Source organism: Ruegeria discodermiae (genome assembly GCF_030758345.1).
Classification (GTDB): domain Bacteria; phylum Pseudomonadota; class Alphaproteobacteria; order Rhodobacterales; family Rhodobacteraceae; genus Ruegeria_C.
This window is the reverse complement of sequence record NZ_JAVAMO010000006.1, coordinates 97,810-113,512: the sequence shown is the minus strand read 5'-3', so window position 1 is coordinate 113,512 and position 15,703 is coordinate 97,810. Positions and strand designations below refer to the sequence as shown.

General features: G+C 59.4%; 18 protein-coding genes and 1 tRNA gene. 12 read left to right on the top strand and 7 right to left on the bottom strand.

What is annotated here, in order from left to right; all coding sequences use genetic code 11:
- Positions 1 to 43: 43 nt before the first annotated feature.
- From Q5Y75_RS15210 to paaG, 4 genes are read right to left on the bottom strand one after another with little or no spacing between them, the layout of a single operon-like run.
- Complete coding sequence (locus Q5Y75_RS15210; RefSeq protein ID WP_306198947.1) at positions 44 to 640, bottom strand: TetR/AcrR family transcriptional regulator; 597 nt, start codon at positions 638 to 640, stop codon at positions 44 to 46.
- A gap of 4 nt (positions 641 to 644) precedes the next feature.
- Positions 645 to 1,955: a phenylacetate--CoA ligase PaaK gene (gene paaK, locus Q5Y75_RS15205; protein WP_306198945.1), complete on the bottom strand. Its 1,311-nt coding sequence runs from the start codon at positions 1,953 to 1,955 to the stop codon at positions 645 to 647.
- Between the two features lie 15 nt (positions 1,956 to 1,970).
- The gene (gene paaI, locus Q5Y75_RS15200) at positions 1,971 to 2,399 is read right to left on the bottom strand and encodes a hydroxyphenylacetyl-CoA thioesterase PaaI (RefSeq protein ID WP_306198944.1); all 429 of its coding nucleotides are present in this window, start codon (positions 2,397 to 2,399) and stop codon (positions 1,971 to 1,973) included.
- Between the two features lie 2 nt (positions 2,400 to 2,401).
- Positions 2,402 to 3,187 (bottom strand): 2-(1,2-epoxy-1,2-dihydrophenyl)acetyl-CoA isomerase PaaG, encoded by a 786-nt coding sequence (paaG, locus tag Q5Y75_RS15195; protein ID WP_306198942.1) that lies wholly within the window; start codon positions 3,185 to 3,187, stop codon positions 2,402 to 2,404.
- A gap of 182 nt (positions 3,188 to 3,369) precedes the next feature.
- Here paaG and Q5Y75_RS15190 point away from each other — a divergent pair, with 182 nt between their 5' ends.
- From Q5Y75_RS15190 to Q5Y75_RS15155, 8 genes are all read left to right on the top strand, one after another.
- The gene (locus Q5Y75_RS15190) at positions 3,370 to 4,392 is read left to right on the top strand and encodes a TRAP transporter substrate-binding protein (protein ID WP_306198939.1); all 1,023 of its coding nucleotides are present in this window, start codon (positions 3,370 to 3,372) and stop codon (positions 4,390 to 4,392) included.
- 58 nt (positions 4,393 to 4,450) lie between these two features.
- The gene (locus Q5Y75_RS15185; RefSeq protein WP_306198938.1) at positions 4,451 to 4,957 is read left to right on the top strand and encodes a TRAP transporter small permease; all 507 of its coding nucleotides are present in this window, start codon (positions 4,451 to 4,453) and stop codon (positions 4,955 to 4,957) included.
- The gene (locus Q5Y75_RS15180; protein WP_306198936.1) at positions 4,954 to 6,306 is read left to right on the top strand and encodes a TRAP transporter large permease; all 1,353 of its coding nucleotides are present in this window, start codon (positions 4,954 to 4,956) and stop codon (positions 6,304 to 6,306) included. Before Q5Y75_RS15185 ends, Q5Y75_RS15180 begins: the two co-directional genes overlap by 4 nt.
- Positions 6,307 to 6,352: 46 nt before the next feature.
- Positions 6,353 to 8,368 carry a phenylacetic acid degradation bifunctional protein PaaZ gene (gene paaZ / locus Q5Y75_RS15175; protein WP_306198934.1) on the top strand — a complete coding sequence of 672 codons (2,016 nt, stop codon included), beginning with the start codon at positions 6,353 to 6,355 and terminating at the stop codon, positions 8,366 to 8,368.
- An 80-nt stretch (positions 8,369 to 8,448) separates the two neighbouring features.
- A complete protein-coding gene (locus Q5Y75_RS15170; protein WP_306198933.1) occupies positions 8,449 to 9,252 on the top strand; it encodes a PaaX family transcriptional regulator C-terminal domain-containing protein in 804 nt (267 codons plus the stop codon).
- Positions 9,253 to 9,332: 80 nt separating this feature from the next.
- Positions 9,333 to 10,304: an alpha/beta fold hydrolase gene (locus tag Q5Y75_RS15165; protein WP_306198932.1), complete on the top strand. Its 972-nt coding sequence runs from the start codon at positions 9,333 to 9,335 to the stop codon at positions 10,302 to 10,304.
- 90 nt (positions 10,305 to 10,394) lie between these two features.
- Positions 10,395 to 10,471 (top strand) — tRNA-Met (locus Q5Y75_RS15160).
- 238 nt (positions 10,472 to 10,709) lie between these two features.
- Complete coding sequence (locus Q5Y75_RS15155; protein ID WP_306198930.1) at positions 10,710 to 11,144, top strand: EamA family transporter; 435 nt, start codon at positions 10,710 to 10,712, stop codon at positions 11,142 to 11,144.
- Positions 11,145 to 11,364: 220 nt separating this feature from the next.
- On the opposite strand, the gene Q5Y75_RS15150 is transcribed toward Q5Y75_RS15155, so the two are convergent.
- Entirely contained in the window at positions 11,365 to 11,598 is a 234-nt protein-coding gene (locus Q5Y75_RS15150; RefSeq protein ID WP_306198928.1) for a hypothetical protein, read from the bottom strand.
- 68 nt (positions 11,599 to 11,666) lie between these two features.
- Here Q5Y75_RS15150 and Q5Y75_RS15145 point away from each other — a divergent pair, with 68 nt between their 5' ends.
- Positions 11,667 to 12,005: a hypothetical protein gene (locus Q5Y75_RS15145; protein ID WP_306198926.1), complete on the top strand. Its 339-nt coding sequence runs from the start codon at positions 11,667 to 11,669 to the stop codon at positions 12,003 to 12,005.
- Between the two features lie 743 nt (positions 12,006 to 12,748).
- Here the strand turns inward: Q5Y75_RS15145 and Q5Y75_RS15140 are convergent.
- Entirely contained in the window at positions 12,749 to 13,732 is a 984-nt protein-coding gene (locus Q5Y75_RS15140; protein WP_306198924.1) for a helix-turn-helix domain-containing protein, read from the bottom strand.
- A gap of 111 nt (positions 13,733 to 13,843) precedes the next feature.
- Here Q5Y75_RS15140 and Q5Y75_RS15135 point away from each other — a divergent pair, with 111 nt between their 5' ends.
- Complete coding sequence (locus tag Q5Y75_RS15135; protein ID WP_306198922.1) at positions 13,844 to 14,398, top strand: hypothetical protein; 555 nt, start codon at positions 13,844 to 13,846, stop codon at positions 14,396 to 14,398.
- Between the two features lie 82 nt (positions 14,399 to 14,480).
- Positions 14,481 to 14,630: a hypothetical protein gene (locus tag Q5Y75_RS15130; protein WP_306198920.1), complete on the top strand. Its 150-nt coding sequence runs from the start codon at positions 14,481 to 14,483 to the stop codon at positions 14,628 to 14,630.
- On the opposite strand, the gene Q5Y75_RS15125 is transcribed toward Q5Y75_RS15130, so the two are convergent.
- The gene (locus Q5Y75_RS15125) at positions 14,627 to 14,980 is read right to left on the bottom strand and encodes a hypothetical protein (RefSeq protein WP_306199218.1); all 354 of its coding nucleotides are present in this window, start codon (positions 14,978 to 14,980) and stop codon (positions 14,627 to 14,629) included. The two genes, Q5Y75_RS15130 and Q5Y75_RS15125, sit on opposite strands and share 4 nt — an antisense overlap.
- On the opposite strand from Q5Y75_RS15125, the gene Q5Y75_RS15120 reads away from it, so the two are divergent.
- The gene (locus Q5Y75_RS15120; protein ID WP_306198918.1) at positions 14,898 to 15,674 is read left to right on the top strand and encodes an IS3 family transposase; all 777 of its coding nucleotides are present in this window, start codon (positions 14,898 to 14,900) and stop codon (positions 15,672 to 15,674) included. The two genes, Q5Y75_RS15125 and Q5Y75_RS15120, sit on opposite strands and share 83 nt — an antisense overlap.
- The last annotated feature ends 29 nt before the right edge of the window (positions 15,675 to 15,703 follow it).

Genomic DNA, 15,703 nt, shown 5'->3' with positions numbered 1-15,703 from the left:
TCTGCAAACGCAGTGCAGGCGATTTCGAAATCGCTTGTCCGCGCTACAATCCCCGAATGCCACCCAAGGTCAGGTCGGCCACCAGCCCGGCGTAATCCTCGCGCGCCTCGGAACCCGCGCCGCTGTTCCACATGTAATACCAGTTGAGCATGCCAAAGACCGACATAGTCGCCCCGCGCAGCCGCGCGTCGTCTTGGGCAAAAACACCCGGAGCCACGGCCCGCAATGCATCGCTCATGAACCGCACCAGGTCGCGCTGGTACAGGCGCATCTGGCGTTGCTGATCCTCGGGCAGCGACGACATAGCGCCGATCTGCACCTGATGCTCATCGTCAGCCCCCTGATAGGCCAGCAAGATCTCGGCCACGATACGGCGCAGACGTGTTTCGGGATCGGCCCCGGTCAGGTCGATACCGGTCACCCGATCCCGCAGGGCGCTGAGATAGGTATCGAGGATATCGAACAGGATCGCATCCTTGCTGTCGTAATAGTGGTAGATATTGGCCTTCGATATCCCGCATTCCCGCGCCAGGATCGACATCGAGGCGCGGTCATAGCCGTCGCGCGCAAAGACGCGCGCCGCTGACTTCAGGATCTGGTTGCGTTTCTGGTCGTGGTCTTTTGCGATTGTCCGGGCCAAGCCTTCACTCCTTGTTCCGGTTATCGACGACGCGCCGGGCCTTGCCCTGCGAGCGTTCCACGTCACCGGGATCGCCTACGCTGATCTCGGTCGAGACACCAGCCACATCCTTGATCCGTTTGCTAAGCATGCGTGCCGACGCCGTGCGGCTCAACTCGTCAGCGGCATCCGGCATCGCCTCGACATGCACCCGCATCGCATCCATACGGCCTGCGGTGAACAGCTCGATCTGGTAATGCGGCGCAAGGCCGCCGGTGGCCATGACCTGCTCCTCGATCTGGCTGGGAAACACGTTCACCCCCCGCAGAATGATCATGTCGTCGCTGCGCCCGGTGATCTTTTCCATCCGCCGCATCGAGCGCGCCGTGCCGGGCAAGAGCCGGGTCAGATCGCGGGTGCGATAGCGCACCATCGGCAGGCCTTCCTTGGTGAGCGTGGTGAAGACCAGCTCGCCCATCTCGCCATCGGGCAGTACCTCGCCGGTCTCAGGGTCGATGATCTCGGGGTAAAAGTGGTCCTCCCAGATATGCAGCCCGTCTTTGGTTTCGACGCATTCATTGGCCACGCCCGGTCCCATGATCTCGCTCAGCCCATAGATATCGACCGCGTGCATATCAAAGGCCTGCTCGACCTCGGATCGCATCGCGTTTGTCCAGGGTTCGGCCCCGAAAATTCCCACCGAAAGCGAGCAGTCGCTCGGGTCGAGACCCTGCTTGTGGAACTGTTCCAGGATGTTGAGCATGTAGGACGGCGTGACCATGATCGTATCGGGGCGGAAATCCTGGATCAGGTTGACCTGCCGTTCGGTCATGCCACCCGAAATCGGGATTACCGTGCAGCCCAGCCGCTCGGCCCCGTAATGCGCGCCAAGACCGCCGGTGAACAGGCCATAGCCATAGGCCACATGCACCAGATCGCCAGGCCGCGTGCCGCTGGCGCGCATCGAGCGCGCCACCAGATCGGCCCAGGTATCGATATCGCGCTTGGTATAGCCCACGACTGTTGGCTTGCCGGTGGTGCCCGAGGAGGCATGGATGCGCAGGATCTGTTCGCGCGGCACGGCAAACAGGCCAAACGGGTAATTGTCGCGCAGGTCGGATTTGTACGTGAAAGGGAACTTCCCCAGATCGCTCAGCGATTGCAGGTCGTCCGGATGCACCCCGGCTTCGTCAAAGCGCTGCCGATACATCGGCACATTGTCATAAGCGTGGCGCAACGACCATTTCAGGCGCTCCAACTGCCGGGCGCGGATTTCATCTACCAAAGCGATCTCGATGGGATCGAGCGTGCCCCGGTCGGGGGTCAGATCCTTCATGGCGTCCTCCTCGTCTCAGTCTTCGTCAAAAAGCGTGCCACCGATCGCGCGCGAGCCGCCGCGGAACTCGGCGATCCGCTGGCCGCTCTGGTTGATGACACTCACATCATAGATGCCGCTACGCCCGGTCAGGCTGACCTCGCGCGCCTCGGCACGCAGGCGGTCGCCCAGCCGCCCCGGCGCGACATAGCTGATCGTATTGATCTGGGCGACGGTGGACCGGTTGCGGCTGTTGCAGGCAAAGGCAAAGGCGCTGTCGGCCAGCATAAAAGTGACGCCGCCATGGCAGATGCCATGCCCGTTGCAATGATGCTCGACCACCGTCAGTTCCAGCACCGCGCGGGCTTCGTCGACCTCAACAAGCTCCATCCCCGCCCATTTCGATGCCGCGTCGTCTGCCCACATAGCAGCGGCGGCTTTGGCGGCGCGTTCAGAAGGCGTCATGATCAGCGCCCCTGAAAGACCGGTGGCCGCTTGTTCAGGAAAGCGGATACGCCCTCTGCATAATCGGCGCTCTCACCGCAGATTTTCATCGCATCCGCCTCAAGATCCAGTTGGTCGGTCAGGCTGCTGGTCGCGGCGGTCTGGATGCACTGCTTCGTCAGGCCCAGACCCAGCGTCGGCCCCTGCGCCAGTCGCGCGGTCAGCGCGCGGGCCTCAACCATTAACGCGTCATCAGGCAGCGCTTTCCAGATCAGCCCCCACTCTTCCGCCTTCGCAGCACTCAGAGGTTCGGCGGTCAGCGCCAGTCCCTTGGCCCGTGCCTCGCCCAGCAAGCGCGGCAGATGCCAGCTGCCGCCGGTGTCGGGGATCAGCCCGACCTTGGCAAAGGACTGGATGAAGCGCGCGCTGCCCCCTGCCAGAACGATGTCACAGGCCAGCGCCAGATTGGCCCCGGCCCCTGCCGCATCCCCGTTGACGGCGCAGACAACCGGTAAATCCAGAGACCGGATCAGCCGCACGAGCGGCGCATAATAGGTCCGGACCGTGTGGCCCAGATCGGGCGGGCCGTCCATCTTGGCCGGATCGCGATCGCCCAGATCCTGCCCGGCACAAAACCCGCGCCCTGCCCCGGTCAGCAGGATCGCACGCGTGCCGTTCTTCTGCGTGCGCTCCAATGCGGTACGCAGGGCAAGGTGCATCTCTTCGGTGAAACTGTTCAGCCTGTCCGGGCGGTTGAGGGTGATTTCCACCCATTCACCATGATCTTGCGCAAGAATCGTATCCGACATGTCCCGCCTGCTTTGCGAATATTTCAACAAACTTCTTGCATAAACCGAACGGTTGGTCAATAAATTCATCAACACACCGAGCCCGCTTTTTGCGCAGGCCTGCAACGGACCTGTATTGATGGTTACAAAATGAACCATTACCGCGAAATGCAGGTGATCGATTTTCTGAGGGAGGAAACGAAATGGTCAAATTCACCAAACTGACAACGCTGCTTGCCGGGGCGGCCTTTGCCCTGTCCGGCACTGTGGCGCTGGCCGCCGATTATACGCTGACGATCTCAAGCTGGGCGCCGCCCACGCACGGCATCAACGCCAAGATGTGGCCCAAATTTGTCGAGATGGTCGAAGAGGCCACGGATGGTCAGGTCACAGCCGAACTGAAGCTGGGCATCGCCCCACCCCCGGCGCAGATGGACCTGATCATGGATGGCGCAGCCGATGCTTCGATCATCTTCCACGGCTATCAGCCGGGCCGTTTCGTCACCACCAAGCTGATCGAATTACCAGGTTACGAAGGCTCGGCCGAGGACGCCTCGGTCGCGTATTGGCGCGCCTATGACAAGTTCCTGCGCGACGCGGATGAACATCGCGGGGTGAAGGTCATCGCCCTGCATACCCATGGCCCGGCGCAGCTGCATTCCAACGCGGCAGTTACCTCGCTGGATGACATTTCCGGCCTCAAGGTCCGCATTCCCGGCGGTGTGGGCGGCGATGTTGGCTCGGCCCTAGGGGCGACCGGCATTCAGGTTCCTGCCCCGAAAGTGTATGAAACACTGGCTTCAAAAGCGGCGGATGGCGTGGTGATGCCATTTGAATCCCGCAAGGGCTTCAAACTGACCGAGGTGGCGCAGAACGTTTATGAAATGCCCGGCGGTCTTTATCGCGGGTCGTTTGCCTTCATCATGAATGAGGACAGCTTTGCCGACCTGCCCGAAGACCTGCAGAAAAAGCTGGATGATCAGGTCTTTGGCGAACCGCTGAGTCGCGAGATCGGCAAGATCTGGGATGAGATCGACGCCGAAGGCCGTGCCGCTACAGAAACGGCTGATGGCAACGCCATCAACGAAGCCTCCAGCGACGACCAGTCCAAATTCGCGACCATCGCCGAAGAGGTCCGCGAAAAGGTGATGGCCGAAATCTCCGAGGCGGGCGTGGACGCGAAAGCCGCCTATGACCAGATCAAGTCGGACATGTCCGGTAGCTGAGCGATCTGCGATCCGGCGGGTGCCCTCGCCGGATCGCGACCTGTGACGAGGCTTTTTCATGACATCCCTCCCCCGATTGGCGCGCAATCTGAGCGTTGTCCCGGTTGCGACCGCATGTGTCGCGCTGTTCATCCTGATGGTGATGACCTTCTGCGATGTGATCCTGCGCTCGGCCTTCAACGCGCCGATCGAGGCTGCGACCGAACTGACGCGCATCCTGATGGCCATCATGGTCTTTTCGGTGCTGCCCATCGTGTCGGTCACCAACGGCCATATCGCGGTTGACCTGACCGACAATGTCTTCCACCGCTACCGGCTCAGCCGCACACGGGATGCAGTGATCTACCTGGCGAGCGGTATCATGCTGATCTGGCCAGTGCAGCGGGTCTGGGTTCTGGCCGAGCGGGCCCGAGGGTATGGCGATGTCACGGAATACCTTTCGATCCCGGTCTACCTGATCGGCTGGTTCATCGCCACGGCCACCGCAATCACCGCCATTGCGATGGTGATCGTTGGTCTGATGCACATCTTCTACCCCGCCGCATTGAGGAACAGCACGCAATGACCGCAGCCCTGATCGGATTCTCGCTGGTTCTTGTGCTGGTGCTGGTGCGCCTGCCCATCGTCTTTGCGATGGGTCTGGTCGGAACGCTGGGCTTTGCTTATGAGCGCGGCGGCTCGATCTTTTCCGAGCGCGGGCTGAAGGCCGCCATGTCCATGGTCGGGCGGCAGATCACCGACACGGCACAGGATTACGGGCTGTCGGTTGTCCCGCTTTTCATACTGATGGGTCTCTTTGTGAACAAGGGCGGCATGGCGCGCGAGCTTTATGCGGTTTCAAACGCGTTTCTGGGCCATATGCGTGGCGGTATCGCGATGGCGACTGTGGCCGCCTGTGGCGGGTTCTCGGCCATCTGCGGATCGTCACTGGCCACAGCCGCCACCATGTCCAAGGTCGCCATGCCGGAAATGCGCCGCTATGGCTATTCCGACGAGTTGAGCACCGCGTCCATTGCTGCTGGTGGGACCTTGGGCATCCTGATCCCGCCCTCGGTCATTCTGGTGATCTACGGGCTGCTCACCGAGACTTCGATCGGCAAGCTGTTCATGGCGGGCATCATTCCCGGCCTGCTGGGCATCCTGTTTTACCTCTTTGCGGTGCGCTGGACCGTATGGCGCAACCCCGCCTCGGGTCCTGCGGGCGAACGCGCGGGCTGGCGCACGCGCCTCCGGGCGCTTGGGGCGGTTTGGGCGGTATTGCTGCTGTTCTTTCTGGTGATTGGCGGGCTGTACGGGGCCTTCGATTTCGAGCCGCTGAACCTGACCTTTTCCCCCACCGAGGCGGCGGGCATGGGCGCGGCGGGGGCCTTCCTGATCGCGCTGTTTCGGGGCGGGCTGACGCCGTCTTCCACCTTCGAGGTGCTGAAAGAGACCTGCTTTACCGCCGCCGCGCTATTCTCGGTGCTGATCGGGGCGCAGATCTTTTCCAACTTCATCAACCTTGCCGGTCTGCCCGAAGCGCTGATCGCCATGGTCACTGCATATGATGTTGCGCCGTTCGTTGTGATCCTAATGATCCTCGGCATCTACATCATCCTAGGCTGCGTCTTTGAATCGCTGTCGATGCTGCTGCTGACAGTGCCGATCTTCTTCCCGCTGGTGACCTCGCTCGGATATGACCCGATCTGGTTCGGGATCGTCGTGGTTGTGGTCACCGAAATCTCGCTGATCACCCCGCCCGTAGGCCTTAACGTCTTCATCCTGAAAGGTGTGGTCGGGGATGTATCGACCGGTACGATCTTTCGCGGAGTCACGCCGTTCTGGATCGCCGATATCTTCCGGCTGGCGCTGATCGTGCTGGTACCCGTGATCGTCCTCTACCTGCCACAGCAGATGGGCGCGCTGGGCCATTAGGCAGGCAGGCGGCTTGAGCGCCCCTGCCAAACGCAAAGGAGTTGCCATGACTGTCCTGCAAATCTCCAGCTACGCCGCCGGGTCCTGGGTCGCGCCGGGCAGCGGCGCGCGCGCCATCGCCTCGGCGATCACCGGGCAGCCCTTGGCCGAGGCTGGCAATGACGCGCTGGATGTGCAGGCCATGCTGGCTTATGCGCGCGACATTGGCGGTCCCGCTCTGCGGGCACTGACCTTTCATGACCGCGCGCGGATGCTGAAAGCGCTGGCGCAAGCGCTGAGCGATCACAAACAGGCGCTCTATGATCTGAGCTTCGACACCGGGGCCACCCAGAAGGATCACCTGATCGACATTGATGGTGGCATTGGCACCATGTTCGTCTTCGCCTCCAAAGGTCGGCGCGAGATGCCGGACGGACAGGTCTATCTGGACGGCGAAGTCGAACAGCTCAGCCGCAATGGGACGTTTCTGGGGCAACATATCTGTACCCCGCTGCAAGGTGTCGCCCTGCATATCAACGCCTACAATTTCCCGGTCTGGGGCATGCTGGAAAAGCTTGCGCCAACCTTGCTGGCGGGCGTGCCTGCCATTGTCAAACCCGCCACCTCCAGCTGTTATGTCGCGGAACGGGCCGTCCGGATCATGCTGGAAAGCGGCATCCTGCCTGACGGCGCGCTACAGCTTGTCTCCGGCGGTTTGGGTGACATGCTCGACCATCTCGGCGCGCAGGATGTGGTCAGCTTCACCGGCTCGGCCACAACCGCGCTGCAATTGCGCCAGACCCCGGCGATCATGCAGAACGCGGTACGCTTTGTGGCCGAACAGGACAGCCTGAACGCCTCGATCCTTGGCCCTGATGCCGCGCCTGGGACGCCGGAATTCGACCTCTTCATCAAAGAGGTGCATCGCGAGATGACCACAAAAGCCGGTCAGAAATGCACCGCCATCCGCCGCATCCTGACCCCAAGCGCCCATGTGGAGGCGGTCATCGAGGCGCTATGCACGCGCCTGGCGGATACCACCATTGGCGACCCCCGGCTTGAAGCGACGCATATGGGCGCGCTGATTTCCAACGCGCAAAAGGCCGATGTTCTGGCAAAAGCGGATATCATCGCTCAAGAGGCAGAACGGGTGTTCGGCGACCCGAACGCCTTTGACGGCAACCCCGGCGCCTTCCTGTCCCCGATGCTGTTCCATTGCCCCGACCCCGATCGCGCCTTGCGCGTTCGCGATACCGAGGCTTTTGGCCCCGTCTCGACGATCATGGGCTACCGCAATCTCGATCACGCGGTTGCGCTGACCAATCATGGCGGCGGCTCGCTGGTCACCTCGCTTATCACCAATGAGGCGGCAACTGCGGCCCATTTGGTGCAAGGCGTCGCCGCCTGGAACGGGCGCATTTACATCAACAACCGGACCTCGATGCGGGAAAGCACCGGCCATGGGTCCCCTCTGCCGCATATGGTGCATGGCGGTCCGGGTCGCGCAGGCGGCGGCGAAGAGATGGGCGGCGTGCGTGGCGTGAAGCACTACATGCAACGCACCGCCATTCAAGCCTCACCCGAGATCCTGTCCGCCATTGGCAAGACCTGGATCCCCGGCGCGCCGGAAATCGAAACTCCGGCCCACCCCTTCACCCGCAGCTTTGACGCGCTGGAGATCGGCGAAACGCTGCACACCCCAGCGCGCACGGTAACGCTGGATGATATCGAACATTTTGCGCAGTTCACCGGGGATACGTTCTATGCCCATACGGATGACGCCGCCGCCAAGCGGAATCCGTTTTTCCCCGGTCGCGTGGCCCATGGTTACCTGCTGCTGAGTTTTGCCGCCGGTCTTTTTGTGCAACCCGACGAAGGCCCGGTGCTGGCCAATACCGGCCTCGACACTCTGCGTTTCATGAAACCGGTCGGCGCCGGAGACAGCATCAAGGTGCGCCTGACGGTCAAGCAGAAAACCCGCCGCAACGCGGAATATGGCGAGGTGCGTTGGCACGTCACGCTGACCAACCAGAAGGACGAGAAGGTCGCCGAGTATGAATTGCTGACGATGAATGCGGGCTAGCCCTTTGTCAGGCAGCGCTATCGAGGGCAGCGCGGCAGTTTCACGTGGCACTTGGAGGGCGCAAAACCTAAACTTGTGGAATGACAAAACCCGACCCCTGGTTTGACACCGCTGTTACCCGACTTGCCGACCCGCAGGCCTTCAAGGTGTGGTCGGTGATCGTGTCGCTGTTCGGTGATCTGGCGCAACAGAAGGGCGACCGGGTCTCCGGAGCGGCGCTCACCACGATCCTGCAGCCGATGGGGTTGAAACCCGAAGCGATCCGCGTCGCGCTGCACCGGCTGCGCAAGGATGGCTGGATCGACAGCGACCGGATCGGACGCGGATCGGTACATTTCCTGACCGATTATGGCCGCGCCCAGTCCGCCGCTGTGACCCCGCGCATCTATGATGAGCACCCGACGCCCGCCTCGGACTGGCATCTGCTGATCGCCGAAGATGGCCGCGCCGCTGATACCCTCAACACGCTGCTGCTGACCGAGGACTATATCGCGCTGGGGCGTCACACCGCGCTTGGCCCCGGCCCGCTGCCAAGCGAGTGCGAGGACCTGATTGGCTTCACCGCAACCGCCCACGCCATTCCCCAATGGCTCAAAACCCGGCTCTTTCCCGACGACCTCGCGCAGGCCAGCGCCACATTGCGCGATGCCGCCAGCGCGGTCAGCGCCAATCAACCGCGGGCCGGGACTCTGAGCGCGGTCCAGATCGCCACGCTGCGCACATTGGTGATCCATCGCTGGCGTCGGATGGCCCTGCGCCACCCGGTCTTGCCACCGGTATTTCACCCCGGCGACTGGCCCGAACCAGAATGTCGGCGCAATGTTTTTCGGCTGCTGGCCGCTCTGCCGCGCCCTTCGGTTGTGGAAATCAATGACAGCCTCTGAGATAAACGGCCAAGTGCGAGTGGACAAGACCGCCCAGGGCGATAGGTTAAGCGCAAAGCATTTCAAACGGATTTTGCCGCATGATGACTTTGCTCTGGACAGTTCTTATCGTTCTGGCGCTGCTGGGCGCGGCATATCTCTGGACCCAAGCCATCACCCGCGAGGCCGAAACCGTTGTTCCGATGCCCGGAACCCGCCTCGACCTGCCCGGAGGGTCCATTCACTATGTCGAGGTCGGGTCGCGCGACGCGCCAACCCTGGTGCTGATCCATGGCCTGTCGGGCACGCTGCAGCATTTCACCTATGCCATGGTCGAGGATCTGGCCCGCGACCATCACGTGATCGCACTGGACCGGCCCGGCTGCGGCTATTCCACCCCGTTTGATGTCACCGCCAAAGGCCTTTCGGCGCAGGCCGAAGTGATCGGACTGTTTCTGGATCGTCTTGAGGTTCAGAACCCGGTGTTGGTCGGCCACTCCCTCGGTGGTGCGCTGGCCTTGGCGATGGCGCTGGAGCGACCGGACAAGACGGCAGGCATGGCCCTGCTCTGCCCCCTGACCCATCCGGTTGACGCAATCGCGGAGGTGTTTAAACCACTCACAATCAGCAGTCCGCGCCTGCGCAATTTTGTGGCGCAAACGCTTTACGGCCCATTTGGCAAACTGCTCCGAGGCCGCAACCTGCGCCTTGTCTTCGCTCCAGAACCCGCCACAGATGATTTCATGACCCGTGGCGGCGGCCTGCTGGCGCTGCGCCCCAGCGCCTTCTTGAGTTCATGCGTTGATCTGCAAGCCTCGGCGGGCAGCATCGAGGCACAGGCCGCACGGTATGGCACGCTGACAGTTCCGGGCGCAGTTCTCAATGCGGCAGGCGACGAAGTCCTCGACCCCGTCACGCAGGGCCGCCCTATGCGCCAATTTGGCCTGGGCTATGAGGAACTGGATAATCGAGGCCACATGATCCCGATCACCGCCCCCGCTAACTGCGCCGATTTCATCCGTCGAACTGCGGCTAGATGCCGGGCCGAAGGCGGGATGAGAACCGGAACATGAACCGCCGCAAGAGGGCACAAAAAACACGCCACCTTGCCACACTTCTCTCTTGACCCTCTCGGGCACCTCCCTTAAATCGCCTCTCACCGTGGCGGAGTAGCTCAGTTGGTTAGAGCAGCGGAATCATAATCCGCGTGTCGGGGGTTCAAGTCCCTCCTCCGCTACCAATAAAATCAAATACTTACGCATTGCGTGCTATCGACGCACACAGAAATTTGTGCGTTTTTTTGTGCGTTATGCAGAAAAAGAGCATGAATCGGTGGCAAGCTTTGCTTCGAATGTGTGGGGTGCTGGCCATAATAGCTATGCGGACAAATAGCGGAGGTCGCCTTGCAGAGCGACCGACCGTCGTTCAGGGTGCGATGCTACCTAATTAATCGGCCACAACCCTGGGGTGATCAAACCATGCAAACCCTCGCACAATCCTGGCTCACTTGGGCGCTACTCGCTGCTTTGTTTGCTGCGTTGACTGCCGTTTTTGCCAAAACCGGAGTTTCAAATGTTAACTCCAACTTTGCTACATTCTTGCGCACTGTCGTCGTAGTCATCGCGCTTGGAATGCTGGTTTGGGCGACAGGGGAAACTCAGCCTCTTTCAACACTTTCCATCAAAACAAGCGTGTTTCTCGTTCTTTCGGGGTTGGCGACTGGAGCGTCTTGGCTTTGCTATTTCCGAGCCCTTCAACTCGGAAAAGTTTCTCAGGTCGCGCCGGTAGACAAGCTTAGTGTCGTATTCGTTGCATTGATTGCAGCCGTGTTTCTTGGCGAGAAGATGTCTGCAACTAGCTGGGCTGGCGTAGGCTTCATCGGAGTCGGCGCAGTTCTTGTTGCGTTGGCGTAGTCTGGCTGGGAGAGGTCTGGGCTCAAGGTGGGTAACCGCTTAAAGTGCTACCGGGCCCCTAAAAGGAAGAACGGGCACGGCCGGTGCTTGCCCGTACCTTTTGAGGAATTTACTGAACCAACGCCTTACTGACGTAACCAATTAACAGTTTCAGCATGGCCCAAACACCGCTGACCTTCTGTGAGGTGGATCACGGTCGAGCAAAAAAAGGGTGCCGCTCTCATCCGTGGGCCACCACCAGCGGCGGATCATCCGGGAAAGACCGGATATCGAACCACTTGAAGCACGTCCCGTATGGGTTCCGCTTGTCGCCCATGCAAATGAAGCTGCCATTGGCTCCGTGGCGGATCAGTGCAGCCCTGAACGCCCGCAGGTCGATGAGCCACCAGTTTTGTAGCGACAAAACGATGTTGGGGATTGGGCCGACGTTAATCAGGATTAATCGTGTCCACACGAATCCTAACGGCTCATACGCCACAATCTGGATGTAAACGAGTTTCAAGTGACACGATTGGAAACACTATGAGCAAGGCAAAGAACCACCCTGAAGCCCTTGTCGGCCTCTATCAGCGGGCATGGAACGATCCGGCTTTTAGGACGCTTCTGGACACCAACCCAAAAGCCGCGCTGGCTGAACTGGGTGGCGATATCCCCGATGGGGTGAATATCAAGTGCGTGATGGATACCGAGAAGGTGAAGTATCTGCACATTACCGCCGCGCCAGCCGAGGGTGAAATCTCTGAACTGGACATGATGGCGGCACAGGGTGGCACCACGCCCGGATGCATTGCAACCGTAACGGTCGTATCGATAGTCAGTCTCACTGTTTCGGGCGCTATTTCAATCGCGGATACGTTTTGACCATGTATTTGCTGTGGTGACATGCGCTCTCGCAGCAGCCGATTGGACTGGCTGCTGGGTCGGTGTTTGCTCAAGTGTAGCCAATAGTGCCCCTCGCTTTAGGTGTCCTTGGTCAATGGGTTGGATATTGCGGACGATATGACCGTAACAAGCGAAATTGCCGAGATACAATTGGGTGTTGTCCCACCCTGTGCACCCAGTAAGTCTCGGTCGGTTAATAACATTAAGCAGACCTAATCAAACGCTGGGGCAAGATAAATCTTCAGACCCCAAACTTATCGCGCCACCGATTGAAATCCCACACAAGAATGACGGAGAAGAGATGCTGTACCCCCTTCACGTAGACATGGCCCTTTTCGCAATGAACGTCTCGCCAGCGAGGCTTGAAGAGGACTATCTGTCCTATTCCAAGCAGGTGTGCAAATCGATTGGTTTGACGCCACAGGAAGCTGCGCTGGTAATCATGGCGAAGGATCGTGATGCAGGTTGCTCTGACGGTACGGAGGAGGCAATTAAGGCCTGGCAAGACCAAGGAAGCATTGACCCATCTGAGCCTGCAGTGGCAGGGGCACTCTCGCGAATAGGACTGACTGTAAACTAAGAGTAGATGCAATGAGAACGACTGTTGGGGTGAGCGCTGCCCGGCGAAACTGTTCCAAAGGCGGAAGACAGTAGTGCGCGGGGATAAGCAAGTCGGTTCCAAGTCTATGAGGTCTAGCTATCGATTTCAGTTGCTTGTGCAATCAAGAGAATTGAGCTCGATATCGCGATGGTGGCGTTCCTACCCAGCGCCGAAACGCGCGAGAGAAGTGCGCTACGTCGCTATAGCCGAGTTGGAGTGCTATCTCGGTCAGACTAAGCTTGGTTGATCGAATAAGAACCATTGCGCGGTCCTTCAGAAGCCCTTCCAGTACTGTCGAAAAACTACAGCCTTCCGCGTCTAGAGTGCGCTGTAGCGTGCGGCGGCTCATATCGAGTTTGCGCGCAACCCAGTCGATTTTCGGATATCTCTCAAGTAATGCGATTGCCGAAAGCGCTGCGACATCCTCGCGACAGCCAATCGAGTTCGGGATCGGCGGCTCCGTAGCAAAGTCCGGACTCTCCCGCCTCAGACCAGTTGCCGTAAGCAGAGGCACATCAAACTCAACAGCCGAAACAGCAGCATCGTGTGTCACTGGCGCTTCGAACACGTTTTCAAGTTTTGCAGCTTGCTCTGGGCCAACACAAGTTGATCTGATTGCTCTGGGAGACCAATCACCGCCAGCAAAAATGCGCACTCCATCTATCAGATAGCTGACGCCCAAAAGCTCGTTCTGGAATCTCCCGTCACTTCCAGGATCAAGGAACTCGATTGACCAGCTTGCACACTCTCCAGAGACCTCGAACCGCAACACCGTAGCCGTTTGCAGGAATCGGTTTAACCCACGCGCAGAACGATCAATAGCTCCCGCGAGCGTCGGTGCTCCACCAACCCAAGCTCCGAAGGCGCTAAGCTTATTCATGCTCACATGACGACCGAGAGAGGCTCCAAAAAAAGGATCACCAATCTCTCGTCCTGCCTGGCTTAGCACATTGAATTGTTCGCTCAGCGGCAAAGGGAGTTCAGTGTTCTCCAACAGTGCTAGCGGCAAATCTACGTTTCGAAATACGCGGTCTATCGATCCGCCGCGTGTTTCGACAAAGTCAGATATCGGCCCAAGGGCGCTTGTTCGCGTGTAGCCCTTCATTCTGCCCCCTCCGTAATCAGAGAATGGCACCAAATGGCAAGAATACAAAGCCGCAATATGCGAACAGAGTGTCACTAAGTTCTCCGAGTGTGATCCAAATGGGAGGAAGCCATGAAGAAAACTAACATAACGCGGCGTGAGGGCCTGAGGGGGATCGGCACTGCCGCAGCTTCGCTTGCAGCAGGTAGCACCGCAGCGTCAGCGTCTCAGGGTGAAGCTATGTTTGATCAATCCAACATCAAATGGAACAGTCTCGAAGGTATCGATCATGTTTGGTACCATGTGTTGAAAGTTGATCCTGACGCAAAGATTGTGGACCTACTTCTAAAGTTCTCCGCAAACGAGAGGATTGTTTTGCATCGGCACCATGCTGACTACAGCACCTTCATTATCCAAGGAGAACTTCGCCTCTACAACGAGGCCGGTGAACTAACCGAAATTCGGCCCACGGCAAGCTTCGTTGAAAAACCCGGTGGCGGCGCACCTCATACAGAGGGCGGAGGCGATGTTGACTGCATTGCGTGGTTCAGCAATCGGGGTACCGATGACGTTATTTACGAAATACTAGGTCCAGACAACGTCACCTTGGCGACACTCGGGCTTGCCGACTTTCAAGCCCTTTGGGAGGCACAGGAAGCCCCCATTCAGCCAATAATACCTGGTTAGGATACGGCTTTCTGACCAAAGAATCGAGCTGAACAAAGAACCAAGCGACGTTGTGGGTGCGATCCATCCTAAGGCCATGCCCGTGATCCTGCAAACGCCGGAAGAGTTTGAGACGTGGCTGACAGCGCCTTGGGAAGAAGCTGATGGGCTGCAACGCGCATTGCCTGAGGGGCTGCTTGAAGTTGTCGCCCGTGGCGGCGCGACAGACGGATGGTTCGTTAGCTTGGCTTAGTTGCGCCAATGTGGAGACCACTCACTAGCAAGCTCAACCCTGCTCGCGTGGGCCAAATCTAGCGAAAGGCCCGTCAGTCCCCAAGCACTCGTGGGATCAAAGTCGGTATCGCCCGGTTCTCCGCCTTTTTCTTTAAGCTCTCTACCAAAGGCCACCATCGCGTCCCGAACTGAGTCGTTTTCGATCATGCCCATTACACCCCAATAGAGCTGCCAGAACTCAGTCTCATTTCGCGCGCTCGCCTCTCGCGCCACTGCAAGCTTGGAAGTGGCGCGCACAGCCTCCTCGCACCATTCGAGTTTCTTTTCCAGGAATGTAGAGAAGAACGATGATGCTCTTCGACTGGCCATGATCCGTCTGGGCAAGAGCTATGGCCGGTATGGCTACCGTAAGGTGGCGCAGCTGCTTCGGGTCGAGGGCTGGCGTGTCAACCACAAGAAGGTAGAACGGCTATGGCGGGAGGAAGGTCTGCAACTCCCGCAGCGGCACAAGAAGAAGCGTCGCCTCTACCACAAGGACAGCTCGATCATTCGGCTCCGACCGACGCATCCCAACCATGTCTGGAGCGTCGATTTCGTTCACGACAAGCTGAGCAATGGGCGGAGCTACAAGATGCTCACGGTTCTGGATGAATACACCCGCCAGGCGCTTGCAGTGGAAGTTCGGACCCGCATGGGCTCTGAAGATGTGCTGGAGGTTCTCTACGGGCTGTTCCTGCGCCACGGAAAGCCTGATTTCGTTCGAAGCGACAACGGCCCAGAGTTCTCTTCACGGGCAACCCAGAGTTGGCTCGAGAAGGTCGGTGTGAACCCGATCCGGATCTACCCGGGCTCTCCCTGGGAGAACGGATACAACGAGAGGTTCAATGGAACGCTCCGCCGCGAGGTTCTCAATTCCGACTGGTTCACAACGACCAAGCAGGCACAGATCGTGATCAATTGCTGGCTCAGGCAATACAACCACACCCGACCCCATCAGACCCTCAACATGCGCCCACCAGTCCCCGAAACTCTAGTCCGAAATGGCCCAGAACATGGGGGCTAGACAACATCACTTAGCACCACGTGTATTTT

Excerpts from the sequence above, each read along its gene's own strand:
- paaK (WP_306198945.1), bottom strand. The coding sequence starts at position 1,955 with ATGAAGGATCTGACCCCCGACCGGGGCACGCTCGATCCCATCGAGATC.
- paaI (WP_306198944.1), bottom strand. The coding sequence starts at position 2,399 with ATGACGCCTTCTGAACGCGCCGCCAAAGCCGCCGCTGCTATGTGGGCA.
- paaG (WP_306198942.1), bottom strand. The coding sequence starts at position 3,187 with ATGTCGGATACGATTCTTGCGCAAGATCATGGTGAATGGGTGGAAATC.
- Q5Y75_RS15190 (WP_306198939.1), top strand. The coding sequence starts at position 3,370 with ATGGTCAAATTCACCAAACTGACAACGCTGCTTGCCGGGGCGGCCTTT.
- Q5Y75_RS15185 (WP_306198938.1), top strand. The coding sequence starts at position 4,451 with ATGACATCCCTCCCCCGATTGGCGCGCAATCTGAGCGTTGTCCCGGTT.
- Q5Y75_RS15180 (WP_306198936.1), top strand. The coding sequence starts at position 4,954 with ATGACCGCAGCCCTGATCGGATTCTCGCTGGTTCTTGTGCTGGTGCTG.
- paaZ (WP_306198934.1), top strand. The coding sequence starts at position 6,353 with ATGACTGTCCTGCAAATCTCCAGCTACGCCGCCGGGTCCTGGGTCGCG.
- Q5Y75_RS15170 (WP_306198933.1), top strand. The coding sequence starts at position 8,449 with ATGACAAAACCCGACCCCTGGTTTGACACCGCTGTTACCCGACTTGCC.
- Q5Y75_RS15165 (WP_306198932.1), top strand. The coding sequence starts at position 9,333 with ATGATGACTTTGCTCTGGACAGTTCTTATCGTTCTGGCGCTGCTGGGC.
- Q5Y75_RS15155 (WP_306198930.1), top strand. The coding sequence starts at position 10,710 with ATGCAAACCCTCGCACAATCCTGGCTCACTTGGGCGCTACTCGCTGCT.
- Q5Y75_RS15145 (WP_306198926.1), top strand. The coding sequence starts at position 11,667 with ATGAGCAAGGCAAAGAACCACCCTGAAGCCCTTGTCGGCCTCTATCAG.
- Q5Y75_RS15140 (WP_306198924.1), bottom strand. The coding sequence starts at position 13,732 with ATGAAGGGCTACACGCGAACAAGCGCCCTTGGGCCGATATCTGACTTT.
- Q5Y75_RS15135 (WP_306198922.1), top strand. The coding sequence starts at position 13,844 with ATGAAGAAAACTAACATAACGCGGCGTGAGGGCCTGAGGGGGATCGGC.
- Q5Y75_RS15125 (WP_306199218.1), bottom strand. The coding sequence starts at position 14,980 with ATGGCCAGTCGAAGAGCATCATCGTTCTTCTCTACATTCCTGGAAAAG.